The sequence below is a fragment of the Aeromonas sp. 604443 genome, assembly GCF_049170315.1.
Taxonomy (GTDB): domain Bacteria; phylum Pseudomonadota; class Gammaproteobacteria; order Enterobacterales; family Aeromonadaceae; genus Aeromonas; species Aeromonas veronii_A.
Genome location: NZ_JAAKMI010000008.1, coordinates 96116 through 119642 on the forward strand (window position 1 = coordinate 96116; position 23527 = coordinate 119642).

A 23527-nucleotide genomic window follows, 5' to 3' on the forward strand; every position below is an offset into this window, starting at 1 on the left:
TCAACTGGAGATATTGATCGGGCTGGTACCATGTCTGAGACAAAATTTTAGCCATTCGGCCAGAAACAGATTTACCTGCTCCTTTTCGTCCCGCTGGTGCATCTTTTTATTGGGATAATCATAACGTGGTTGCAAACGGGAAATCTGTTGCGCTGCACACACTTCCGCCATCCGCACATCATGATACAAACGAATCTCTATCTGAGCTTGTAAATATTCGGGCAATTCGGGGTTGTGCTGGCTCAGGATCACCTGATTGGTGAAGCGACTCTCGCCAATGATGGTGAGCTGGAACTGCAGATCGTTGCCGACCCGATAGCGGCGCTCGGCGCCGACTTCCCCATCTGGCGGCAGCAGTTTCATCAACGCCATGTAATTGACCTCGCAGGTACGCTGCAAGGACATCAGATCAGGCACATAGCGCCTGCTCTGTTGCAGGGTCAGCGCCACCTCAGCGATCCGCCAGCCAGCGGGCGCGCAGCTCGCCATGGTTGAGGGCCAACCACTGCAGGGCAATGACCGAGGCCGCATTGTCGATACGTCCCTCTTTGAGCCAGGCGTAGGCCTGTTCGCGGCTCACCACGTGCACCCGGATATCCTCGCCCTCATCCGCCAGCCCGTGCAGTCCCTCGGCCTTGCTGGCATCCACCTCGCCCACAAAGACCTCGATCCGCTCGGTGCTGCCGCCCGGGCTCACCAGATAGCTGATGGCATGCTCGCAGCGGGTCACCTCGATACCGGCCTCTTCCACCGCTTCGCGACGCACCACCGCCTCGGCGGTCTCACCTTCGTCGATGATGCCGGCTACCAGCTCCAGCAGCCAGGGGGTCGGGCTGGTCTCCATGGCGCCGATACGGAACTGCTCCACCAGCACGATCTGGTCGCGCACTGGATCATAGGGCAGCAGTGCGGCAGCATGGCCCCGCTCGAACAGCTCGCGCACGATGGGCTGATTCCAGCCGCCAGCAAATAACCGATGCTGCAAACGATAGACATTCACCTTGAAGAAGCCGTTATATCCAGCTGATTTTTCAATGATTTTCACATCATCGGCGGCGTAATGCCGATCTTGCGGCAAGGGTTGCTGCGACATCCGGGGCTCCCGTCAGCTTGACTTGTATCAGTTTGACCATAAAATCCGAGGAACATGAATGAACGTTCATTCACTCGGCGTGCCATGGTAATGAGGGGTGGATTTTAGCAGCCACAGACCATTTGGCTAGGCGCGCGGGGAGAAAACTGCGTCCGGTTCTTGACGTTCCCGTCACCGGACCTGAGACTCTTAGCATTAAATTTTGCTTATAGTAGAGTGATTAAGCTGCAATCAAGCTTGGTCGGTGACAATATTTGCCTCTCCAGCAACCAGTTTGGGTTACTACATAAGGTTAAAACGATCTATGAAAAGAACACTTTTGTCAGTCATGGTGTTGCTGGGCGTCAGTGCCGGTGCCCATGCCGAAAACCTGCTCGACATCTACCAGCAAGCCCAGATCAAAGACCCGCAGTTGCTGCAGTCCAAAGCCGTTCGCGACCAGGCCTTCGAGAAGATCAACGAATCCCGTGCCCCTCTGCTGCCCCAGATCGATCTGGGTGCCGGGCTCAATTATCTGCAAAACAAGAACGATACCCAGAGCAATACCAACGCCAAGGGTGAGGTGACGCTGTCGCAATCCCTCTATCGTCGCAGTAACTGGGTCAATCTGGATATCAGCGAGAAGCAGGCCACTCAGTCAGATGTCGCCTACAACCTCGAAATCCAGAACCTGATGGTGCGCACCGCCAAAGCCTACTTTGATGTGCTCAAGGCGATGGATACCCTGGAGTTCGTCCGTGCCAACAAGGTTGCGGTAGAGCGTCAGCTGGAGCAAACCCAGCAGCGTTTCGAAGTGGGCCTGACCGCCATCACCGACGTCCATGAAGCAGAAGCCTCTCGCGACCAGGCGCTGGCTGACGAGATCAATGCAGAAAACTCGCTGGACAACAGCTACGAGACCCTGCGCGAGCTGACCGGTGTTGATCACCGCAACCTGGACATCCTCAACACCGATCGCTTCAGCCCGCAAAAGACTGCCTTCGGTTCCGACAAGTGGCTGGAGCTGGCGCTGGACAAGAACCTGCAACTACATAGTGCCCGCATCAGCAAGGACATTGCCAAGGAGCAGATCGATCTGGCCAAAACCGGCCATGAGCCGACTCTGGATCTGGGTGCCGGACTGCAAACCAGCAATACCGATTACAAGCTGGATAGTATTCAGAGCGGCGGCAATGACAATCAGGCCAATATCGGTCTGACCTTCAAGCTGCCCATCTACAGTGGTGGCGCCACCAGCTCCAAGGTAAAACAGGCTCAATACAACTACGTTGCGGCCAGTGAACTGCTGGAGAAGAACTTCCGCTCGGTGCAGAGCACAGTGCGCTCCTCCTACAACAACGTGAACGCCAGCATCGGCTCGGTTCGCGCCTACAGCCAGTCTGTGGTCTCCGCCGACAGCGCCCTGAAGGCAACCGAAGCCGGTTACGAAGTGGGTACCCGTACCATCGTCGACGTGCTGGACTCTACTCGCAAGCTGTACGAGGCCAAGCAGAAGCTCTCCGAAGCCCGTTACAACTACATTCTCAATATCCTGAGCCTGAAACAGGCTGCCGGTATTCTGGAAGCGCAGGATCTGGTGGAAGTGAACCAGGGTCTGATGCCTGCCACGGCAAAAGCCAAAGGCTGATAGCCGCTATCGGACATGAAAAAGGCGACCGCAAGGTCGCCTTTTTGTTATCCGTATTTCTGCCGTTTTGCTACCGCCGATAGTGAGCCCCGCCAGATTGCGGGGCTAGCAGAACGTTAGCCGCGCTCGCGGATCGTCTTGATGATGTCGGTGGTGGAGCAGCCATCCTCGAAGTTGAGGACGCGCACCTCACCGCCGTTGGCAGTCACTTCGGCGTAACCGGCGATATCTTCCGGCTTGTAGTCGCCGCCCTTGACCAGCAGATCCGGCAGGATCTCGGCGATCAGGCGCTGCGGGGTATCCTCGGAGAAGGGCACCACCCAGTCCACCGCGCCCAGCGCAGCCAGTACAGCCATGCGGCGCTCGGTCGGGTTGACCGGACGACCCGGCCCTTTCAGGCGACGAACCGACTCGTCGGTATTGACCGCCACGATCAGGCGATCCCCCAGCTTGCCCGCATTGGCCAGATAGGAGACATGGCCGGCGTGCAGGATGTCGAAGCAGCCGTTGGTCATCACCACCTTCTCGCCACGCAGACGGGCGGCACGAACCGCCACTTTCAGCTGGGCTTCGGACATGACGCCGAAGCCGGTCTCCTGCTCGGTGTAGAGGGCATTGGCCAGCTCGACCGGACTCACGGTAGAGGTACCCAGCTTGCCGACCACGATACCGGCAGCGGTATTGGCCAGCGCACAAGCTTCGTCCAGGCTCTTGCCTGCCGCCAGCGAGGTAGCCAGGGTCGAAATCACGGTATCACCGGCACCGGTCACATCGTAAACCTCGTGGGCCTGAGCCGGCAGATGCAGCTCCGCCTGACCTTCGCGGATCAGGGTCATGCCGTTCTCGGAACGGGTGACCAGCAAGGCATCCAGCTCGAAACGCTTGACCAGATCCAGCCCCTTGGCGACCAGCTCCTCTTCGCTCTTCACCTTGCCCACCACGGCCTCGAATTCGGACATGTTGGGGGTCAGCAGAGTGGCACCGCGATACTTCTCGAAGTCGGTCCCCTTGGGGTCGACCAGCACCGGAATACCGGCGGCTCGGGCGCGCAGGATCATGCCGGGCACGTCGTTGAGAGCACCCTTGCCGTAGTCGGAGAGGATCATCACGTCGCTGTTTGGCAGCGCCTGCTCGACCTTGCTCATCAGCAGGGTGGCATCGACGGAGTGGAAGGGCTCTTCAAAGTCCAGACGCAGCAGCTGCTGGTTGCGGGACAGCACCCGCAGCTTGGTGATAGTCGGGAAGTCGGCCAGACGAACGAAATCACAGGCCACCTTGACGCCAGCCATTTGGCCAGCCAAGGCATCGGCAGCCTCGTCCTGACCGGTCAGGCCAAGCAGCACGGCGTGGGCGCCAAGGGCAGCGGAGTTGAGGGCCACGTTGGCCGCGCCACCGGGACGCTCCTCAATGTGTTCAACCTTGACCACGGGCACCGGCGCCTCGGGGGAGATCCGACCGGTAGGGCCATGCCAGTAACGGTCCAACATGACATCGCCAACGACCAGAACGCGGGCTTTTTCAAAATCGGGCAGGGTGATCTTCATCTGTATCGACTCTCAAAACCTGAAAAATCAGCGGGCGATTTTATCACACTCTTTTATCCGGTGTAGAAAAAGCCGACCGCAGTTGCCGCCGCTGTCACGCTAACCGGACGCAGGCTACCCCTCTGACCAGCACACAGCCATTCGCCCCCGCCCCCCCTTTTCGGCTAGAATCCCCCGATTGTGTTTGCGAACAAGAGATTAGCCATGGCCCATGACAACGCTCCCCGCCTGGAGCCCCGCCTGTTTCATCCCCGTTACTGGGCCAGCTGGTTCGGCCTCGGCCTGCTCTGGCTGCTGACCCTGCTGCCGTGGCGCAGCCAGATGTGGCTGGGCCGTCAGCTCGGTCGCCTCGCCGCCAGGATTTTGAAGTCCCGGGTCAAGATTGCCCGTCGCAATCTGGAGCTGGCGATGCCCGAGCTGACCCGGGATGAGCGGGAGAAACTGCTAAAAGCAAACTTCGAGAGCGTGGGCTGCGCCGTGTTCGAGGTGGGGATCGCCTGGTTCTGGCCAGACTGGCGGATGCGCAACCTGATGAAGGTGGAAGGGGAAGAGCACGTCATCGCCGCCATGGAGAAGGGACAGGGCATGCTGCTGCTCTCCTGCCACTTCCTGACGCTGGAACTCAACGCCCGCTGTTTCGGGCTGGTGCGCCCCGGCGTGGGGGTCTATCGCCCCAACACCAATCCGGTGCTGGAGTATGCCCAGTATCACGGGCGCTGTGCCTCCAACAAATATCTGGTAGACCGGATGGATGTGAAGGGGATGATCAAGGCGCTGCGCAACGGCGACGCCCTCTGGTATGCACCGGATCACGACTACGGCAGCCACGCCAGCGTGTTCGTGCCCTACTTCGCAGTAGAGCAGGCGGCCACCATCACCGGCACAGCCACCCTGGCGCGGGTGAAGAACACCGTCACCCTGCCCTGCTACAACATCCGCACCAGCGAGGGTTACACCCTGCATATCGGGGCGCCGCTCGCCGACTACCCGAGCGGGGATGACATGGTCGATGCCACCCGCGCCAACCGCGAGATTGAAGCCGCTGTGCGCAAGGCGCCAGAGCAGTACATGTGGCTCCATCGCCGCTTCAAGACCCGCCCCTCCCCCGAGGATGCCGGTTTCTACTAAACCGCAGCCCCCGACATGGGATAGCTCGTAAAAACCGACAAACCGCCTGCTGGCGGTTTGTTTTTATCTGCTGTCAGCCCTGTGCGGCAAGCAAGATCCCCCTGCGTCAACCGCACCATAACCTCCAGCACGACCTCCTGCAATCTGCCGACCATTTCCCACAAAAGAGCCCTCATCACTGCCTGCAAAAACTGAAAGCGGGTTACAAATCTATTGATTCATTGGTTATTAGAGAAAGATTTAGATAGATCCATCGCCACTACCCACTGATGAGTAATTGAGTGATTTGTCCCATTCGAATACAAAAACTGAATTTGTGATGCAAATCACCTTTGCACGAAGGAGCGGCAAAGCTGAAGTGGTGATCTAAATCACAAAAAATGGTCATTCAAAACAGAAAAGATCGAAATGTAGCCGAATTACAGCTCTCGAACGTGATCAGGATCACTGGTTTGGGAGGGGGTATCGCTGGGTATCTGAGAGCTGGATCACAAGACACCCCGTTTTCAGCCTAATTTGATCGCAAGCTGGTAGATTGAAGTTGCTTAGACGACCGAGATGGCGGTTCGGCAAAACCGGCCATCCCGACTACCACTTTTAATCAAACAGGCTTAAAACGGGGTCCCGACATGTTATCACCGGATACCAAAGTCAAGATACAGAATTTTGGACGCTTCCTGTCCAATATGGTCATGCCCAACATAGGCGCCTTTATCGCCTGGGGCTTTATCACCGCCCTCTTCATCCCCACCGGCTGGCTGCCCAATGAAACCTTGGCCAAGCTGGTCGGCCCCATGATCACCTACCTGCTGCCGCTGCTGATTGGCTATACCGGCGGCAAGCTGATGGGCGGTGAGCGCGGCGGCGTGGTTGGTGCCATCACCACCATGGGTGTCATCGTGGGAACCGATATCCCGATGTTTATGGGCGCCATGATGGTCGGCCCGCTCGGTGGCTGGGCCATCAAGCGCTTCGACAAGGCGATGGACGGTCGCGTCAAGAGCGGCTTCGAGATGCTGGTCAACAACTTCTCCGCCGGCCTTATCGGCATGCTGCTGGCCATCCTCGCCTTCTTCGTCATTGGCCCCTTCGTCAAGGTGCTCTCCGGCCTGCTGGCCGGTGGCGTCGGCTTCCTGGTGGATAACCACATGCTGCCGCTCACCTCCATCTTCGTCGAACCGGCCAAGATCCTGTTCCTCAACAACGCCATCAACCACGGCATCTTCTCGCCGCTGGGGATCCAGCAGGCCACCGAGCACGGCAGCTCTATCTTCTTCCTGATTGAAGCGAACCCGGGCCCGGGCATGGGCGTGCTGCTGGCCTACATGGTGTTCGGTCGTGGTGCGGCCAAGCAGTCCGCGGCTGGCGCCTCCATCATTCACTTCTTCGGCGGCATCCACGAGATCTACTTCCCATATGTGCTGATGAACCCGCGCCTCATTCTGGCGGTGATCGCCGGTGGCATGACCGGTGTCTTTACCCTGACCCTGTTCAATGCCGGTCTGGTCTCCCCCGCGTCGCCGGGTTCCATCTTCGCCGTGTTGTTGATGACGCCGAAAGCCTCCCTGATCGGGGTCGCCCTCTCCATCATCAGCGCTACTCTGGTCTCTTTCCTGGTCGCCGCCGTGTTCGTCCGCGCCCAGCAGCCGGAAGCTGACGAGGCCGATGCCCTCGGTGAAGCCACTCGCAAGATGAAAGCCATGAAGGGTGCCAAGCCCGAGACCGCAGCGGCCAAGAAGCCGGGCGGCGAGCTGATGGCAGTGCGCAATATCGTGGTCGCCTGCGATGCGGGCATGGGTTCCAGCGCCATGGGCGCTGGCATGCTGCGCAAGCGGGTGCAGGCCGCCGGGCTCGATATCAACGTCACCAACCGCGCCATCGATCAGCTCGACGATCAGGTGGACTGGGTCATCACCCACAAGGATCTGACCGAGCGGGCCCGTCGCCATGCGCCGAACGCTCACCATATCTCGCTCACCAACTTCCTCGACAACGGCCTCTATCAGGAGCTGGTACAGAGCCTGAGCCGCGCCGCCAACGATGACGTCGCCAACCCGCAACTGCTGGTGGCCGCCAACGACGACAGCTACGAGCCGCAAGCTGCAGAAGTCTTTACCCTGAGCCGTCATGACGTGCATCTGGGACTGAAAGCGGACAGCAAGGAGGCCGCCATCCTGACCGCAGGCCGACTGCTGGCAGAGCGCGGCTATGTGGCGCCCGACTACGTCAACGCCATGCTGGAGCGCGAACAGCTGGTCTCCACCTACCTCGGCGAATCCATCGCCGTGCCCCACGGCACCATCGCCGCCAAGGAGTTTGTGAAGCGTACCGGCATCGTCATCTGCCAGTACCCGGCCGGGGTCGCCTTTGGTGAGGCTGCCGATGAGGTAGCGCGGCTGGTGATCGGTATCGCCGCTCGCAACGACGAACACATGCAGGTAATAACCCGCCTGACCAATGCACTGGATGAACCCGGTCTCATCGACCGGCTGGCCAGCACCACGGATCCCCAGGCCTTCCTGGATCTGCTGGGTGCTGAACAGGCTGCGTAATCATCTTTCATCGTCTTTGGTTCAAGAGGTTAATATCATGAAAACATTGCATTTTGGTGCTGGTAACATCGGTCGCGGCTTTATCGGTAAAGTGCTGGCGGATGCCAGCCATCAGGTCACCTTCGCCGACGTCAACGACACCCTGATCGATCAGCTCAACCACCGTCAGGAGTACAAGGTCCATGTGGTAGGTGCGGATCAGAAGCTGGACGTGGTACGCAACGTGGCGGCGGTGAGCTCCGCCGGTCACGAGGTGATCGCCCGTATCATCACCGCCGATCTGGTCACTACTGCGGTCGGCCCCAACATTCTCGACAAGATTGCCAGCACCTTGGCCAAGGGGCTGCAGGCCCGCTTCGATGCCGGCAACCTGACCCCCCTCAACGTCATCGCCTGCGAAAACATGGTGCGCGGCACCAGCCACCTCAAGCAGGAGGTACTCAAGTACCTGCCGGTCGCGTATCATGCCACGCTCGAATCCTGCATCGGCTTCGTCGACTCGGCGGTGGATCGCATCGTGCCGCCCGCTGCGGCAGCCAACGATGACCCGCTGGAAGTGACGGTCGAGAGCTTCAGCGAGTGGATCGTCGACCAGACCCAGTTCAAGGGGGAGCTGCCACAGGTGGCGGGCATGGAGCCCACCGACAACCTGATGGCCTTCGTCGAGCGCAAGCTGTTCACCCTCAACACCGGCCACATCGTCACCGCCTACCTCGGCAAATTGCGGGGCTACCGCACCGTGCGCGAGGCGATCGAAGATCCGGTGATCCGCAGCAAGGTACGCCGCGCCATGGAAGAGAGCGGTGCCGTACTGGTGAAACGCTACGGCTTCGACCCGCGCCTGCACGCCGCCTACATCGAGAAGATCCTGGCCCGCTTCGCCAACCCCTATCTGGTGGACGAGATTGACCGGGTCGGTCGTCAGCCGCTGCGCAAGCTGGCGGCGGGAGATCGACTGGTGAAGCCGCTGCTGGGCACCCTGGAGTACGGCCTGCCGAGCGATCAGTTGCAGGAGGGGATCGCCGCGGCGCTCCACTATCGCAATGCCGATGACCCGCAGGCGGTGGAGCTGCAAGCCCTGCTGGCGGAGCTGGGCCCGGCCAAAGCGCTGGCCCGCGTCACCGGACTGGATGCAGAGAGCGAAGTGGTTCGCGCCATCGTCGCCCGTTACGAAACCCTGTAATGACCCTGCTTGCGGCGCATTCAGCCACCACTGAGAGCGCGCCAAGCGCTTGAATGGCAAGGGAATGTGCCCCATATGATAAAAACCGGGAGAGAGGCTGACTCTCTCCCTGTCAGCTGGACCCAATGCACCTATGACCACACACCAGGAAGATGAAGTACTGGAACGACTGAACGAGCAGGATGGCCCCCGCGGCTTCTTTCTCGAAGCCGTGACCATCCTGGAAGAGGCGGTCGACTCCCTGATGCGACGCGCGTTCCGTCAGGAGGAGTATGCCGTCAAATACGCCATCGAACCCCTGCTCAACCAGAGCGGCCCCCTCGGCCAGCTGGAGGTGCGCCTCAAGCTCATCTTCGCCCTCGGCCTCATCTCCCTCGAGCGCTATCAGGATATCGAAGCCTATATCAAGATCCGCGACTTTCTGGTGCGCGATCCCAAGGATTACCGTTTCAGCGACAAGCCGATCCGCGATCTGCTCGACCGCCTGCACGGGGTCAATCAGGGCGGCATGATGAAGCTGGAGCCCCCCGCCAGCGAAGAGGATTGGGCCTTCTACCAGATGCAGCTCAACCGGCTCGATCAGATGGTGCGCTCCGCACTGGTACTGGCGCTGGCCGACTGTGTCGGCGAGCTCCACAAGGAGAGCCCCATCTAATCCGGCCCCAAGGCCACCCCGTCACCACGGTTGGCGTCTGGCTGGCGCCCTTTATACCACCGCCAGCCACCATGACGCCGACTGTCGCACATCTCCCCATACCGGCCATGACGCACGCTCCTTCGGGTGTCAATCTGACCAACTTAGCCACTACACTAGCTCCATACTCACTGCCTGAATCGAGGTCTGCATGATTGCCCTCTCTCTGGCCGGGATCGCCCTGGTCTCCGTGCTGGCCCAATGGCTTGCCTGGTCGCTGCGGGTGCCCGCCATCCTGTTTCTGCTGCTCACCGGCCTGACCCTGGGCCCGGTCAGCGGCCTGCTCGACCCCGATGCCCTGCTCGGGGATCTGCTGTTTCCGCTGGTCTCCCTGTCGGTGGCCATCATCCTGTTCGAGGGGGCACTGACCCTCCATCTGGCCGAGCTCAAGGGGATCGGCAAGGTGGTGCGCAATCTCTGCTCCACCGGCATGCTGGTCAGTTTCGCCGTCATCGGCAGCGCCGGTTACTTCCTGCTGGGGCTGGACTGGCGGGTCGCCACCATGCTCGGCGCTGTGCTGGTGGTAACGGGCCCGACGGTGATCGCACCCATGCTCAACGTGATCCGCCCCACCCGGGAGGTGGACCGCATCCTGCGCTGGGAGGGGATCGTCATCGACCCCATCGGCGCCCTGTTTGCGGTGCTGGTGTTCGAGGCGGTGCGCCTCGGCAGTCAGGGGGATCTCATCAGCCATACCCTGCTGGCACTGGCCAAAACGGTGGGGGTCGGTTCCCTGATCGGGGTGGCGGCAGGCTGGCTCACCACCCTGCTCATTCGCAAGGACTGGCTACCGGTCAGCCTGCACAAGTTCGGGGTGCTGGCGCTAGTGCTGGTCACCTTCAGCCTCTCCAACTGGCTGAGCCACGAATCGGGCCTGCTGGCAGTGACCGTGTTCGGCATCTGGCTCGCCAATCAGGAGGGGCTGGATCTGGAGGAGGTGCTGGCGTTCAAGGAGGATCTCGCGGTCATCCTTATATCCAGCCTGTTTATCCTGCTGGCGGCGCGCCTCGATCTGGCCCAGCTCTGGCAACTCGGCCCCATGGTGCTGGCGCTGCTCTGCGTGGTGCAATTCGTGGCGCGTCCGCTCTGTATTCTGGTCTCGACCTGGGGCTCGGATCTCTCCTGGCGGGCTCGCGCCCTGCTGAGCTGGATCGCCCCACGTGGCATAGTCGCGGCGGCGGTCAGCGCCTCGTTCGCTATCAGCCTGCATCAGGCCGAGATCCCCGATGCCGACAAGCTGGTGCCGCTGGTATTTGCGGTGATCATCTCCACCGTGGTGCTGCAGAGCCTCACCTCGGCGCCGCTGGCCAGCCTGCTCAAAATGCGCCAGAGCGCCCCCAATACCTGGCTCATCATAGGGGCCAACTCGGTGGCTAGGGCCATCGGCAAGGCGCTGGCGGATCAGGGGGTGCCGGTACAGCTCTGCGATCCCGCCTGGGAGTTCTGCAAACAGGCGCGGATGAGCAACCTCCCCTGCTACTTCGGCAACCCCCAGTCGGAACATGCCGAGCTGCACCTGCCGCTCACCAGCATCAGTACCGTGCTGGCCCTCTCCCCCAACCGCCACAACAACGCCCTCGGGGTGCTGCACTTCGCCCACCTCTATGGCGAGGAGCAGGTCTACTCCCTGCGCTCCAGCGAGCAGCACGGCAAGGCGAACCGGGAGAGCGCCACCTTCCGCGCTCGCCAGAACCTGTTTGGGCCCGATATCAACTATGCCAGGCTGAGCGGCCTGCTGAGCCGGGGTGGCCAGATCAAGGCGACCCGCCTGAGCGAGGCGTTCGACTGGGCCCAGTATCAGACCGCCAATCCCGGCGCCATCCCGCTGTTCATCATGGATGGCAAGGGCAAGCCCCAGATCGTTACCGGCCCCGTCACCCCGCAGGCGGGTGAGCTGCTGATCGCCCTGCAACCGCCCAGAGAACAGGGCGCCGAATGAGCGAAGCCAACAATAATCCGCTGATCGCCCCTCTGCTGGTGCTATTGCAACAGGCGGCGGGCAGCTACAAGGTGCACGAGCTAATGGCCTCCCTGCGCCAGCAGGGGGCAATTCCGGTACTGGCTGACGATGAGCAACTACAGCTGTTTCGGGTCAACTTCCTGATCATGAACGCCCTCTACCAGTTGCAGGCCGAGATCTGGCAAGAGGGATGGTGGCTGGTAATCAGCACCCTGGATATCCGGCTCGAACCGCTGGCCGGGAATCAGGAGGCCAACCACGGCTTTGCCCTTGGCGAAAATCTGCGTAGCTACTATCTCGACTGGCAGGTGTTCTGGCAGACCGACCGTGCCGAAGTTGAAGCCCTGCTCAACCGCTTCTGGCGCGCTTATGACGGTGAGGGGCACAAAGCCGAGGCGCTGGCCCTGTTGGGGTTGAATGAGGGGGCGAGTCAGGAGGCGATCCGCCGCCGCTGGCGGGAGCTGGCATTGCAGCACCATCCGGATCGGGGTGGTAATGCCGAGACCTTTATCCGTATCCGCTGGGCCTGGGAGGTCCTGCGGGGATGATCCGGTTGCCGTCCGCACAAAGAGAGGCATAGACTGGAGCTGAATCCCCCTTCACAGGAGAGCATCATGACAGTCAGTGAACTTCGCAAGCTCTATCAACAACAGATCCTGCAAGAGGCCGAAATACTCCACGACGTGGCCATCCCCGGCTGGCTCATCGAATTCAGAGGCAATGATGGCGCTCTCTACGAGCTGACCGACACCCTCGGCTGCCCGGTCAGTTTCGATACGGTCGAGCAGGCCCGCGATCATGTGCATCTGGTAGCTGACTGCCCGATGCAGGTAGAACACCTCTATCGCTTCTTCGAACGTTAACTCAAACCGTCACATCTCACCCCTAGCCCCGGTGAGGCTTGTACCAGGCACATAGTCAGCACGTGCCTGCCACAGGCCTCCCCAGAAAAAACTGCTTCGATTTACTCGTGTTGCAGAGTACAAGTTGCACGCTATCTGGCATAGACAGCCATAAATCTGGCTATGGAGTGGCTATCTCTATGGTCACATGGACCAGCTCTTCATGTATCGCCAACCGCGCGCGGATCTCGCTGGCGGAGACAGGCGCAGTCATCAGCAGGGAGAGCACGCAGGCATACTGCTGCTGGCCCACCCGCCAGACGTGCAGATCGCGGATCTCGGCATCCGGCAGGTCGGCAATCACCTCACGGATCTCACCCACCAACGGGGTATCCATCTCGGCATCCAGCAGCACCCGACCGGAGTCGCGCAGCAGACCCCAGGCCCACACCGCCACCAGTACGGCCCCCACTATGCCCATCAGGGGATCCAGCCAGTCGGCCCCCCACAGCATGCCCCCCACCAGTGCCAGGATCGCCAGCACGGAAGTGGCCGCATCCGCCAGCACGTGGATATAGGCGGCACGCAGGTTGAGATCCTGATGGCCGTGGTGATCGTCATGGTCATGATGATCGTGGTCGTGATGCCCATGATGGTGGTCATGCCCATGGCCGTGGTGATGATGGCCGTGATCATCCTTGAGCAGCCAGGCACAGGCCAGATTCACCAGCAGCCCCACCAGCGCGATGGCGATCGCCTGTTGATAGTGGATCGGGCTGGGATCGAGCAGCCTGAACACCGACTCGAACAGCATCAGCCCGGCCACCCCCACCAGCAGGAGAGCGCTGGTGAAGCCACCCAGCACCTCGATCTTCCAGGTGCCGAAGCTGAATCTGTGGTCGCGGGCAAAGTGGCGGGCGGCGCGGTAGGCCAGCACCGAGAGGCCGAGCGCCAGCGCGTGGGAACTCATGTGCCAGCCATCGGCCAGCAGCGCCATGGAGTTGTAGAACCAGCCGCCGCCGATCTCCGCCACCATCATGATGACGGTCAGCAGCACGGCCCAGCGAGTCTTCTGTTCGGCCAGCGGATTCCCTTCGTGGACGACGGGTTGGTGGCAGTGGGATGAGGCAAGGGATGACATGGATTTCTCCTGAGGACGACAATGCAATATACTATACCCCAGTATAGTTTTATTGATCGAGAGGATCCTGCATGTCACACACCATTCACGGTAAAAAGAAGCTGCTGGCACGGGTACGTCGCATCAAGGGACAGGCCGGTGCGCTGGAGCACGCGCTGGAGCAGGAGAGCGACTGCGCCGCCATTTTGCAGCAGATCGCGGCCATTCGCGGTGCCGTCAACGGCCTGATGCTGGAGGTGCTGGAAGGGCACATGCGTGAGCATCTGGGTGCCGAAGAGGCGACCCCGGCCGAGCGGCTGGAAGATCTGGATCAAGTAGTGCGGGTATTGCGATCCTATCTGAAGTAGGACCGGTGAATGAGGCTGCGGGCGACCCCGCATCATTCCGTTTACGGCTGTGTGGCGTCTGCCCGCCAGCCCCCGTCCCTTTCGGGCTTGAGCCACCGCCAGCTTTGCGCCATGATGTCCAGCCCGGCTGACAGCCGGTTTTACTGGACAGTCAATTTCAAGGATCCCCCATGTTTGAACACGTCGATGCCTATGCTGGCGACCCCATCCTGACGCTAGTCGAGACCTTCCACAAAGACACCCGCGAGCAGAAGGTGAACCTGGGGATCGGCCTCTATTACGACGAGCAGGGGCGCATTCCGCTGCTGCCGTCGGTGCAGCAGGCCGAAGCCCAGCGCGCGGCCGCCCCTGCCCCGCGCCCCTACCAGCCGATGGAAGGCGCCGCCAACTACCGCACCGCAGTGCAACACCTGCTGTTTGGTGCCGACCATGAAGCGGTCAAGGCGGGACGTATCGCCACCATCCAGACCATCGGCGGCTCCGGCGCTCTGAAGATCGGCGCCGATCTGCTCAAGCGCTACTTCCCGACCTCCGAGGTGTGGGTCAGCAATCCCACCTGGGATAACCACAAGGCGATGTTCGAAGGCGCCGGCATCAAGGTGCACGACTACCCCTACTACGATGCGGCCACTGGCGGCGTGCAGTTTGATGCGATGATCGACTGCCTGAGTACCCTGCCGGCCAAGAGCATCGTGCTGCTGCACCCCTGCTGCCACAACCCGACCGGGGTGGATCTCTCCCGTGCCCAGTGGGATCGGGTGATCGCGCTGGTGGTCGAGAAGAACCTGATCCCCTTTATGGATATCGCCTATCAGGGCTTCGGCGACGGGCTGGAAGAGGATGCCTACGCCATTCGCGCCATGGTGGCCGCCGGCGTAAGCTTCTTCGTCAGCAACTCCTTTTCCAAGAACCTCTCCTTCTACGGCGAGCGGTGCGGCGGCCTGTCGGTCATCTGCAAGGATGCCGAAGAAGCCAGCCGCGTACTGGGTCAGATGAAGGCCACCGTGCGTCGCAACTACTCAAGCCCGCCCACCCACGGTGGCCAGATCACCGCGGCTGTGATGAGCCAGCCCGAGCTGCACGCCATGTGGGTCGACGAAGTGACCGAGATGCGCACCCGCATCAAGGCCATGCGCCAGAAGCTGTTCGAGGTGCTGAGCGCCAAGGTGCCGGGCCGCGACTTCAGCTACTTCATCAACCAGCGCGGCATGTTCAGCTACACCGGCTTCACCCCGGAGCAGGTGGACAGGCTGCGCGAGGAGTTCGCCGTCTATCTGGTGCGATCCGGTCGCATGTGCGTGGCGGGCCTCAATAGCCGCAACGTCGACTATGTGGCTGACGCCATGGCGGCGGTGCTCAAGGGCTAATCCGCATCAGCCCCGCTTTGGCGGGGCTTTCTTGTCTTGTCTCTTCCCTTCGCTTGTGGAGTACTTATGGATCTGATCGCACTCTCTCGGCTGGGAGGTCGCCATCTGGTCACCCTGCATCTGCTGCTCGACAACCAGAGCGTCACCCGCACCGCCGAGCGGCTCTGCACCACGCCTTCCACCGTTAGCAAGACCCTCAACCAGCTGCGGGGTCTGCTGGGGGATCAACTGCTCTACCGCCAGGGCAACCAGCTGCTGCTCACCCCCATGGCCGAGCGACTGGCTCCCACCCTGCACCGGTTGTTGGGGGAGCTGAACGGCCTCACTCGCCAGAATGCCTTCAACCCCCAGCAGTGGCAGGGCTGCTTGCGGCTGGGATTGCGCGAGAGCGTGATGACCTGGCCGGTGGGCCCCATTCTGGGTCAGCTGATGAAAGAAGTGCCGGGCATGGTGCCGGAGATCTGGAACAAGGATGAGCAGGGGCTGGAGGCGCTGGCAGCGGGCAAACTCGACTTCGTGATCCTGCCCCATGACCAGAGCCAGCCGTTACCGCGCCAGCCCGGGCTGGTGTGGGAGACCCTGCGGGAAGAGAAACTGGTCTGTCTGCTGCGCAAAGACCACCCGGCGCTGGCCAAGCCCTGGGATCTCGATGCCTACCTGAGCTGGCGCCATATCGCCATCCGGGATCAGGAGCTGGCCAACCCCTTCTTCGAGCAGAGCCTTGCCCAGCAACAGGTGCGTCGCCAGATTGGCGCCACCCTGCCCGATTTTGCCAGCGCGGCGGCCCTGCTGCCCCAGACCGATCTGATCCTCACCGCCATCGGTGGCTGGGCGGCATGCATCGCCAGCCAGCCGGATCTGGAGCTGCGTCCGGCACCGTTCGATTACGGCAAGGTGAGTCACAGTCTGGTCTGGTATGGCCCGGCCGGTGATGGCTCGGCCCGCCACTGGTTCCGCCAGCGGATCCTGCAACTGGGTCGCGAGCTGGTCGAGCCCTGAGCCAGGTGACAGCGAGAAGAGATGGATGTTTCGCCACGGCGAAACATCCACGGCAATGAGGGATCAGGGACGCTTGGTATAAATGGGACTGGGGAAGGAGGCGACGTTGCTACCCAGATCCGTAATGCGGGCAGCCCCCTGCTTTTTCACCTGATCGATGCGTAACACCTGATGCATGGGGATAAGGGTGTGACGCACATCGGCAAATTCGCTCTTGAGCTTTTCATGGCTGGGATCGACGATAAGCGCCGTGTGGTTGTCCCAGACAAAATCGGCGATCTCGATAAATCCAAACAGTTGGCCCTGATTCACCTGGCGCACATAAACCTCATAGCGCTCGTTGTGGCAAATAAACTGAACCCGATATAACGCCTTGCTTTCACTCATGATTTATCTGTGATGGAGGAGGGACGGATGGGCAATATCATAACGAGCCCCAAGGCCCCCTCCAATAGACAGAAGTCACAGTTGTGTGCTTTTACTACACAGCAAGGGAATCGATCAGACCTCTTTAGATCAGCGGTGGCAAGGTCACCGCCCCCACTCCCGCAGCACGCAACCGACTCGCCAGCCACTCCAGCTCGCTGCGGGTCGCCTCTGGCCATTGCGCAGCCTCCCCCCGTACCCCGTGGTGGCGAAAGCCATTGAGGCGAATGGGCACAGGCCCCAGCCGCTGCAAGAAGGCGGCGAGATCCGCGTCCAGCTCACCATTCGCATCCAGAAAATCGCTCTTGCCCGGCACGTGGAGCAGCCGCAGTTCGGTCAGCTTGCCGTGACTTGCCAGCAGTTGCAGCGATGCCAGCACCCGTTCGCGGCTGTAACCGGTCAGCGAGAGGTGTACCGAGTCACGCCACCCCTTGAGATCGAGCATGGCACCATCGAGCATCGGCAATAGCCGCTGCCAGCCGGTTTCGGCCAGCGAGCCGTTGCTGTCGAGCAGGCAAGTGAGATGGGCCAGATCCGGCGCGGCCTTGATGGCGGTAAAGAGCGCAACCACGAAGGGGAGCTGAGTAGTCGCCTCACCGCCTGAGACAGTAATCCCGCTCAGCAAGGGGCCGTAGCGGCGCAGCAGGGCCAGCACCTCGGCCACCGTCATGCTGGCGGTCTTGGGATTGGCACTGCGCGGGCAGACATCCAGACAGGCATCGCAATCGGTGCAGAGCGCCTCCTGCCAATTAACCTTACCTTCGCTCATGGAGAGGGCGCCACTCGGACAGACCGCAAGGCAGTCACCGCAATCGTCGCACAGCCCTATGGTGTGCGGGTTATGGCAGCCGGGGCAGCGAAAGTTGCACCCCTGCAGAAACAACACCAGCCGGTTGCCCGGCCCGTCGACACAGGAGAACGGCAGCACCCTGCTCACCAGAGCGCTGCGAGTTGGCAAGACATCAGCCATCAGGACGAACTCAATACTCGCCGATGGTCGATTCGTGGGCGACTACCCGCGGAGCCCGCTGACGAATGGCGGTCACTTCACTCGCCTCGGCACCGAGACAGGTGGTCTGCAAGCGCGATCCCTCCTCTGCGAAGCGAGCCACGTCGCTCTTGCGGATCATGTAGCCGGTCACCCGCACCAGATCGCTGTCGGCCACGTTGGCGGTGAACTCGCGCATGCCGATGGCAAGCGCTCCCTTGCAGAGCTGCAGCAGTGCCTGCGGGTTCTGGCGGATGGTGGGATCCAGCGTGAGGATCTCGCTGATCCCCGAATGGTAATAAGTGTGGTGCGGCGCCAGCGCCAGCACATGGCTGGCCGGATCCGGCTCCTGCCCGTAGGGGATGCGCACCCCGGGGGTGACTGCCACATCGATGCTGAGGCCACCTTGCGAGTGCAGCAGGGCGCGACCACCCCAGGCATGGGTTTGCGGCGTCGCAGTGACATATTCCGAGAGCTGGGCCGAGATGCGATAGCCAAGCTGGTTCGCCTCCTCGCCGTGACCATAGCGATCCGGCAGATTCTCTTTATCCATCAGGATATTGACCGCTTCCGCCATGCCGTAGATGCCGAACATGGGGACGAAGCGATCCTCATCCAGCAGCCCCTCTTTCACCAGGAAGCTGTTGAAGAAGCCGGACTCCTGATGCAAGAAAGCGGCCCGCGCTTCGATCAACTGGGAGGCCAGACGGCAGTAGTGGGGCAGCAGGCAGCCTAGGAAGTCATCGATCCCCTGGCACTGCTCGGCGACCCGCTTGAGGGAGATGCGCACCAGGGTATTGGCGCCACCGGCCTGCGGCAAGGCGTTGTAACAGCTGACGATGCCAAAACCACGCTGGTCAAAGGTATCGCGATGGATCGGGTAGTTGGCGATGTGCGGCTTGCTGCACTCGGCGATGTTCTTCACCGCCTGCAGCAGCAGGCTGTCCGGGGTCTGCTCCGGATCGTGGAAGAAGGTGAGGTTCGGCGCCACCTGCTTGAGCTCGTTGTCGATGCGCAGGATCAGGCGGCAGATGCGGTTGTCATCAGGCCCGATGTTGACGTGCATGAAGGCGTCCGGCAGCACCCTGTCCAGATAGACCCAGAACCCCTTCAGCTTGCGATAGAGGGTCTCGTCATCCAGTTCGCCGACAAACGGCAACAGCAGATGGTCGAGCCGCCCCAGCCAGACCGGCATGCCGGTGACGGAGGGGACATGGTGATAGAGGATGCGCAGGGCATTGAGCGCCTCGTCGAAATCCTGCGGCGCCGCCAGCTCCAGCCAGGCAGAGCCCTGAGTCAGAAATTTTTCATAGTCCGGCAGCACATAACGCGGCTTGTAGGGGGCGTGCCCTTCGAACATGTCGCAGATAAATCCCTGCTCCATCGCCTCGGCGACTGCGGCAGGCAGGTCGGGGTAGGGCAACGCATTCTCGGCGGCCAGCGCCAGTGCGTGGCTCTTCTGAGCAGCGGAGAGATGGGGATCGCGCACGATACGCTGACAGGTTTCGGTCAAAGACATGGGACACTCCTTCACGGACAGAGCACATATCCTCACCATTTGCAGGCTTTTTTTGAAGTGACATTCACAACAATGCGAATGTCTCAAAAAGACATCCGTTAAAGGGGATCACAACCAGAACAGAACGGGGGCCTTGTCTGCCGACAAGGCCCCCGTTGTGCGGATCAGGGCTCGATGATGATGGGCGTACCCGGGTCAATGGCATTCCAGAGCTCATCCATCTCGTGGTTAAGTACCGCAATACAACCGTTGGTCCAGTTGGAGGGCTGTACCCGACGGTTACCCATCCGGTTAAGCTGACCATGGATCATGATCATGCCACCCGGGTTCACCCCCAACTCATTGGCGCGCTTGATGTCGTCCAGATTCGGGTAGTTGATATGTATCGCTTTATAAAAGCCGGAGTTGCTCTTCTTGTAATCCAGGGTGTAGCGCCCCTCCGGGGTACGTTGATCCCCTTCCCGCTGCTTGTGCCCCTTGGGCGCCGGGCCCAGTGCAACCCAGTAGCGCTTCAGTTCCTTGCCATCCTTCATCAGGGTGAGGCTGTAGGTAGACTTCTTGACCACCACCAAATCGGCTTTTTCGGTAAAGGCAAAACTCAGCGCGGGCCACAGCCCCAGCACACACAACAATACGGCTCTCATTCCATCCCTCGACAAGCCTCTGGCAGGGCTTTTTATGGTTGTCACATCATCTGAATAGGCTCGCCCGTTGGCGAGCGAGCGCCATGATATTGGATCGCCATCAATACTCAATAGACCCAATAAAACATATCTTGGCTGCGAACGGTGAATGGTCCATGAACGACCTGCACAAACATGACTAATTGACAATAAAAACAAAAACATAGCTTACATTTTCTGGCTAGCCATGATGCCGCAGATCGGTAAATATGTAACAATTGAACCTGATTCAGGATGACATCATGCCTCTGCACTTCTTGCCGAACTCTTCGCTGACCCGCCTGCTGCTGGTCAGCGCACTGCTCTGGCTACCCGCCAGTGTCGCCGCCGATGCACTCTGGCTGCGCGAGCCAGCCCTCTCCCCCGATGGCAAGCAGCTTGCCTTCACCTGGCAGGGGCGCATTTTTGTCGCCAGTGCCGAGGGTGGCCCCGCCACGGCGCTCACCGGCAGCGACTACCTGAGCCAGCGGCCAATCTGGTCGCCGGATGGCAAACAACTCGCCTTTGCCACCAATCTCTACGGCAACGAAGATGTGTTCGTGGTACCCGCCAACGGCGGCGAGATGGTGCGCCTCACTCGCGATTCGCGCACCGATCTGCCGCAAGCCTTCAGCACCGATGGCAAACGACTGCTGCTGAGCAGCCAGCGCCTGGGCGCGCCCGATGCCGACCATTTTGTCGCGGAAGGCTACCAATGGGGCGAGCTCTACTGGACCCCGATCACCGGCGGCACCTTGCAGGCCGATCTGCCGCTGCCTGCGACCCTCGCCCGCCCCCACGGGGAGCGGATCGCCTATCAGATGCCCGCGGCGGATCAACCCTTTCGCAAGCATCAGCACTCGTTCGCGGTACCCCGTCTCTGGCTGTTTGATGGCAAGCAGCACAAGCAGCTGACCGAAGATCGGGTGGCGGCCACCGATCCGGTCTGGAGCGACAAGGGAGATACCCTCCTTTACCTGAGCGAGCGCAGCGGCGATTTCAACGTCTGGCGCCGGGATCTCGCCAGCGGCAAGGAGCAACAGCTGACCCACTATCAGGGCCATCCGGTGCGGGGGCTCAGCGCCTCTCGCAATGGCGATCTGGTCTGGTCATGGCTCGGTGAACTCTATCGCCTCGATGCCGGTAGCAGCGAGCCACGCAAGCTGACCCTCACCCCGCAAGTGGCAAGCACGCCGGATGAGGCGAGCGAGGCCCTGACCCTGGCAGACGAAGCGCTGGTCAGCGAAGAGGCGGATGAGCTGATCCTGGTGAGCGGGGGCAACCTGTTTGCCGTCGACCCCGAGCGGGAGCGGGTGCGTCAGCTGACCCGAGATCCGAGCGAGCAATCCAGCCCTCTCTTCGCCGAGCAGGGCCGCGCCCTCATCTATCTGTCGGAGCAGCAGGGGCACGCCGCCCTCTATCGCCTGCGCAAGGGGGACCCTGATCTGCTGTTCAGCGATCCCGGCACTTTGACCGAGAGTCTGCTGCTGGCGATTCCCGACAAGGGGATCAGCCGTCCGGTGCTCTCCCCCGATGGCAAACAGCTCGCATTCGTGGTGGATGGCCAGGCCATCCACCTGCTGGATCTGGCGAGCAACAAGCAGCGGGAGCTGGTGCCTGCCAGCTTCAACCCGTCGCGCCACGAGGTACATCTCGCCTTTGCCCCCGACTCACGCCATCTGGCGCTCACTTTCCGCCCCGATGCGGCAGAGCAGGAGATCGCGGTGATCGATACGGCCAATCCCAAGGCCAAACCGGTCAATGTCAGCCTCAACGGCTATCAGGATGGACAACCGGGCTGGAGTCAGGATGGCGCCATTCTCTACTGGCAATCGACCCGGTTTGGCGCACTGGGGCCCGATGGCGAACCCCTCGTCACCAACCTGCTCGGCATTTACAGCAGCCGCGCCGCCAGAGCCGATGCCATTGCCGAACTGGAGCCGCCGAAAGGGGGATACGGCTTTGAGAGCGATCGTCTCAACCATCGCGAAGCACTGCTGCTGCAACCCACCGGCACCCTGCTCGCCAGCCGCATCATCGGCGACCAGCTGATCTATCTGGTGGAGGAGATGGGGGTCAACAGCGAGAGCGAGATCAAGGGCTACAGCCAGGATCTGCGCAAGGGCAAAACCAGCGAACTGTTTGGCGAGCAGCCCGGCCCTGCGCTGGCAAGCCTCAACCAGCAGGGCACCCTGGCTACCCTGGTGCGGGATGGTGAGATCACCCGGATCCACCTCGACTCCGGCGAAGCCACCAGCGCCCCCTTCGCCTTGCAGCCCACCAGCCGCTGGCAGGAACGCATGACCGCCGCCTTCGATCAGATCGCCCGGCTCACCCGGGACGAGTTCTATCTGGACGATATGAACGGGGTAGATTGGGAGAGCTATGTCGCCGCTTACCGCCGCCTGCTGCCGGGCATCGGCAACCCGCGGGACTTTGGCAACCTGCTGGCGGAGCTGGCTGGCGAGCTCAATGTCTCCCACACCTGGGGCAGCGGCCCCGCCCCCTTCCCGCGCATGGCGGACGAGACCGCCAGCCTGGGCGCCTACTGGCAGGATGGCGAGCAAGGGGTGATGCTCACCGCCCTGCTCTCTGGCGGCCCGCTGGATCAGGAGAGCGATATCGCCCCGGGCGCCCGCCTGCTCGCCATCAACGGCGTCCCGATTGCCAATCTGGCCGAGCTGGATCAGGCCCTCAACCATCAGGCCGGTGCCCGGCTCGCCCTCACCTTCCAGCAGGAGGGCAACAAGCAAACTGACGAGGTAGTGCTCACCGCCATCGACAAGCAGCAGGAGTACCAGCTGCAACAGGATCGCTGGATTGAGAAACGGCGGGAGCTGGTGGCCAGCCTGAGCGGAGGACGGGTCGGCTACGTCTATCTGCCGGCAATGAATAGCGAGGTCTACGATGCGGTGGTGGCGGATGCCCTCGGCAGGCAGCGCAATCGCGAGGCGCTGATCGTCGATGTCCGCTTCAACAGCGGCGGCTATCTCGCCAATACCCTGGTGGAGTTTCTGACCGGCAGCGGCAGCACCAAGGGGATGGCCAGCAGTTGGCCCCGTCAGGGCAAGGGTGAAACCGACGCCGCCACTCGCCAGTGGACCAAGCCTTCGGTGGTGCTGGTCAACGCTGGCAGCTACTCGGAAGGCTCCGCCTTCCCCGAGTACTACCGCACCCTCAAGGTCGGCCCCATCGTCGGCGATCCGGTGCCCGGCACCGGCACCATGGTCTACAGCCACGACTCCCGGCTGATCCCGGGCCTCTCCTACGGCATTCCGACCCTGGGGCTGCGCAAACCGGACGGCACCTTCTACGAGAATCAGGAGCTGATCCCGGACCTGCAGGCGCCCCTCACCCCCGCCGACATGGTGGCCGGGCGCGACCCGCAACTGGAGGCGGCAGTACAAGCCGCCCTCAAGCAGTTGCCAGCCAGCGCCAAATAACGGCGCCCATCG

General features: G+C 61.5%; 20 protein-coding genes. 12 read left to right on the forward strand and 8 right to left on the reverse strand.

The features are described from left to right. Window positions 1–489 carry a DUF1249 domain-containing protein gene (locus tag G5380_RS12760; protein ID WP_196783449.1) on the reverse strand — a complete coding sequence of 163 codons (489 nt, stop codon included), beginning with the start codon at window positions 487–489 and terminating at the stop codon, window positions 1–3. Continuing rightward, complete coding sequence (gene nudF, locus G5380_RS12765; RefSeq protein ID WP_421311329.1) at window positions 452–1093, reverse strand: ADP-ribose diphosphatase; 642 nt, start codon at window positions 1091–1093, stop codon at window positions 452–454. The genes G5380_RS12760 and nudF overlap by 38 nt, the downstream gene beginning before the upstream one ends. Before the next feature lie 304 nt (window positions 1094–1397). Between nudF and tolC the strand changes: the two genes are divergently transcribed. Next, window positions 1398–2720: an outer membrane channel protein TolC gene (gene tolC, locus G5380_RS12770; RefSeq protein WP_216952108.1), complete on the forward strand. Its 1323-nt coding sequence runs from the start codon at window positions 1398–1400 to the stop codon at window positions 2718–2720. A 116-nt stretch (window positions 2721–2836) separates the two neighbouring features. Here the strand turns inward: tolC and hldE are convergent, their stop codons facing one another. Next, complete coding sequence (gene hldE / locus G5380_RS12775) at window positions 2837–4264, reverse strand: bifunctional D-glycero-beta-D-manno-heptose-7-phosphate kinase/D-glycero-beta-D-manno-heptose 1-phosphate adenylyltransferase HldE (RefSeq protein ID WP_421311331.1); 1428 nt, start codon at window positions 4262–4264, stop codon at window positions 2837–2839. Between the two features lie 204 nt (window positions 4265–4468). Between hldE and lpxL the strand changes: the two genes are divergently transcribed. The 7 genes from lpxL (at window position 4469) to G5380_RS12810 (ending at window position 12644) form a co-directional block, all read left to right on the forward strand. Further along, entirely contained in the window at window positions 4469–5392 is a 924-nt protein-coding gene (gene lpxL, locus G5380_RS12780) for an LpxL/LpxP family Kdo(2)-lipid IV(A) lauroyl/palmitoleoyl acyltransferase (protein ID WP_421209315.1), read from the forward strand. A 629-nt stretch (window positions 5393–6021) separates the two neighbouring features. Further along, window positions 6022–7944, forward strand: a complete 1923-nt coding sequence (locus G5380_RS12785; protein WP_421209313.1) for a PTS mannitol transporter subunit IICBA — start codon at window positions 6022–6024, stop codon at window positions 7942–7944. Window positions 7945–7981: 37 nt separating this feature from the next. Continuing rightward, window positions 7982–9127: a mannitol-1-phosphate 5-dehydrogenase gene (locus G5380_RS12790; RefSeq protein WP_216950116.1), complete on the forward strand. Its 1146-nt coding sequence runs from the start codon at window positions 7982–7984 to the stop codon at window positions 9125–9127. A gap of 133 nt (window positions 9128–9260) precedes the next feature. After that, window positions 9261–9782: an MltR family transcriptional regulator gene (locus tag G5380_RS12795; protein WP_005335907.1), complete on the forward strand. Its 522-nt coding sequence runs from the start codon at window positions 9261–9263 to the stop codon at window positions 9780–9782. Between the two features lie 190 nt (window positions 9783–9972). Further along, the gene (locus tag G5380_RS12800; RefSeq protein WP_421209311.1) at window positions 9973–11760 is read left to right on the forward strand and encodes a cation:proton antiporter; all 1788 of its coding nucleotides are present in this window, start codon (window positions 9973–9975) and stop codon (window positions 11758–11760) included. Continuing rightward, on the forward strand, window positions 11757–12329 hold the full coding sequence (locus tag G5380_RS12805) for a DNA-J related domain-containing protein (RefSeq protein ID WP_421209310.1): 573 nt from the start codon (window positions 11757–11759) through the stop codon (window positions 12327–12329). The genes G5380_RS12800 and G5380_RS12805 overlap by 4 nt, the downstream gene beginning before the upstream one ends. Window positions 12330–12395: 66 nt before the next feature. After that, a complete protein-coding gene (locus tag G5380_RS12810) occupies window positions 12396–12644 on the forward strand; it encodes a hypothetical protein (protein WP_266135317.1) in 249 nt (82 codons plus the stop codon). 160 nt (window positions 12645–12804) lie between these two features. Here the strand turns inward: G5380_RS12810 and dmeF are convergent, their stop codons facing one another. Next, a complete protein-coding gene (gene dmeF, locus G5380_RS12815) occupies window positions 12805–13764 on the reverse strand; it encodes a CDF family Co(II)/Ni(II) efflux transporter DmeF (protein ID WP_227341451.1) in 960 nt (319 codons plus the stop codon). A 71-nt stretch (window positions 13765–13835) separates the two neighbouring features. On the opposite strand from dmeF, the gene G5380_RS12820 reads away from it, so the two are divergent. From G5380_RS12820 to G5380_RS12830, 3 genes are all read left to right on the forward strand, one after another. After that, window positions 13836–14111, forward strand: a complete 276-nt coding sequence (locus G5380_RS12820) for a metal/formaldehyde-sensitive transcriptional repressor (RefSeq protein WP_005343089.1) — start codon at window positions 13836–13838, stop codon at window positions 14109–14111. A 170-nt stretch (window positions 14112–14281) separates the two neighbouring features. Further along, window positions 14282–15478 (forward strand): aromatic amino acid transaminase, encoded by a 1197-nt coding sequence (locus G5380_RS12825; protein WP_033114017.1) that lies wholly within the window; start codon window positions 14282–14284, stop codon window positions 15476–15478. 66 nt (window positions 15479–15544) lie between these two features. Continuing rightward, a complete protein-coding gene (locus tag G5380_RS12830; protein ID WP_216952117.1) occupies window positions 15545–16477 on the forward strand; it encodes a LysR family transcriptional regulator in 933 nt (310 codons plus the stop codon). Between the two features lie 63 nt (window positions 16478–16540). Here G5380_RS12830 and G5380_RS12835 read toward each other — a convergent pair whose 3' ends face one another. From G5380_RS12835 to G5380_RS12850, 4 genes are all read right to left on the reverse strand, one after another. After that, window positions 16541–16864 (reverse strand): DUF1820 family protein, encoded by a 324-nt coding sequence (locus tag G5380_RS12835; protein ID WP_216952118.1) that lies wholly within the window; start codon window positions 16862–16864, stop codon window positions 16541–16543. Between the two features lie 124 nt (window positions 16865–16988). Beyond that, window positions 16989–17873 carry a YjjW family glycine radical enzyme activase gene (locus G5380_RS12840; protein WP_421209306.1) on the reverse strand — a complete coding sequence of 295 codons (885 nt, stop codon included), beginning with the start codon at window positions 17871–17873 and terminating at the stop codon, window positions 16989–16991. A 10-nt stretch (window positions 17874–17883) separates the two neighbouring features. Continuing rightward, complete coding sequence (locus G5380_RS12845; protein WP_323936353.1) at window positions 17884–19410, reverse strand: YjjI family glycine radical enzyme; 1527 nt, start codon at window positions 19408–19410, stop codon at window positions 17884–17886. 164 nt (window positions 19411–19574) lie between these two features. Continuing rightward, window positions 19575–20054: a L,D-transpeptidase family protein gene (locus tag G5380_RS12850; protein ID WP_227341454.1), complete on the reverse strand. Its 480-nt coding sequence runs from the start codon at window positions 20052–20054 to the stop codon at window positions 19575–19577. Window positions 20055–20335: 281 nt separating this feature from the next. Here G5380_RS12850 and G5380_RS12855 point away from each other — a divergent pair, with 281 nt between their 5' ends. Next, window positions 20336–23515, forward strand: a complete 3180-nt coding sequence (locus tag G5380_RS12855) for a S41 family peptidase (protein WP_421352791.1) — start codon at window positions 20336–20338, stop codon at window positions 23513–23515. Window positions 23516–23527 lie beyond the last annotated feature (12 nt).

Coding starts and splice junctions, on each gene's coding strand:
- G5380_RS12760 (WP_196783449.1), bottom strand. CDS start 489: ATGGCGAGCTGCGCGCCCGCTGGCTGGCGGATCGCTGAGGTGGCGCTG.
- nudF (WP_421311329.1), bottom strand. CDS start 1,093: ATGTCGCAGCAACCCTTGCCGCAAGATCGGCATTACGCCGCCGATGAT.
- tolC (WP_216952108.1), top strand. CDS start 1,398: ATGAAAAGAACACTTTTGTCAGTCATGGTGTTGCTGGGCGTCAGTGCC.
- hldE (WP_421311331.1), bottom strand. CDS start 4,264: ATGAAGATCACCCTGCCCGATTTTGAAAAAGCCCGCGTTCTGGTCGTT.
- lpxL (WP_421209315.1), top strand. CDS start 4,469: ATGGCCCATGACAACGCTCCCCGCCTGGAGCCCCGCCTGTTTCATCCC.
- G5380_RS12785 (WP_421209313.1), top strand. CDS start 6,022: ATGTTATCACCGGATACCAAAGTCAAGATACAGAATTTTGGACGCTTC.
- G5380_RS12790 (WP_216950116.1), top strand. CDS start 7,982: ATGAAAACATTGCATTTTGGTGCTGGTAACATCGGTCGCGGCTTTATC.
- G5380_RS12795 (WP_005335907.1), top strand. CDS start 9,261: ATGACCACACACCAGGAAGATGAAGTACTGGAACGACTGAACGAGCAG.
- G5380_RS12800 (WP_421209311.1), top strand. CDS start 9,973: ATGATTGCCCTCTCTCTGGCCGGGATCGCCCTGGTCTCCGTGCTGGCC.
- G5380_RS12805 (WP_421209310.1), top strand. CDS start 11,757: ATGAGCGAAGCCAACAATAATCCGCTGATCGCCCCTCTGCTGGTGCTA.
- G5380_RS12810 (WP_266135317.1), top strand. CDS start 12,396: ATGACAGTCAGTGAACTTCGCAAGCTCTATCAACAACAGATCCTGCAA.
- dmeF (WP_227341451.1), bottom strand. CDS start 13,764: ATGTCATCCCTTGCCTCATCCCACTGCCACCAACCCGTCGTCCACGAA.
- G5380_RS12820 (WP_005343089.1), top strand. CDS start 13,836: ATGTCACACACCATTCACGGTAAAAAGAAGCTGCTGGCACGGGTACGT.
- G5380_RS12825 (WP_033114017.1), top strand. CDS start 14,282: ATGTTTGAACACGTCGATGCCTATGCTGGCGACCCCATCCTGACGCTA.
- G5380_RS12830 (WP_216952117.1), top strand. CDS start 15,545: ATGGATCTGATCGCACTCTCTCGGCTGGGAGGTCGCCATCTGGTCACC.
- G5380_RS12835 (WP_216952118.1), bottom strand. CDS start 16,864: ATGAGTGAAAGCAAGGCGTTATATCGGGTTCAGTTTATTTGCCACAAC.
- G5380_RS12840 (WP_421209306.1), bottom strand. CDS start 17,873: ATGGCTGATGTCTTGCCAACTCGCAGCGCTCTGGTGAGCAGGGTGCTG.
- G5380_RS12845 (WP_323936353.1), bottom strand. CDS start 19,410: ATGTCTTTGACCGAAACCTGTCAGCGTATCGTGCGCGATCCCCATCTC.
- G5380_RS12850 (WP_227341454.1), bottom strand. CDS start 20,054: ATGAGAGCCGTATTGTTGTGTGTGCTGGGGCTGTGGCCCGCGCTGAGT.
- G5380_RS12855 (WP_421352791.1), top strand. CDS start 20,336: ATGCCTCTGCACTTCTTGCCGAACTCTTCGCTGACCCGCCTGCTGCTG.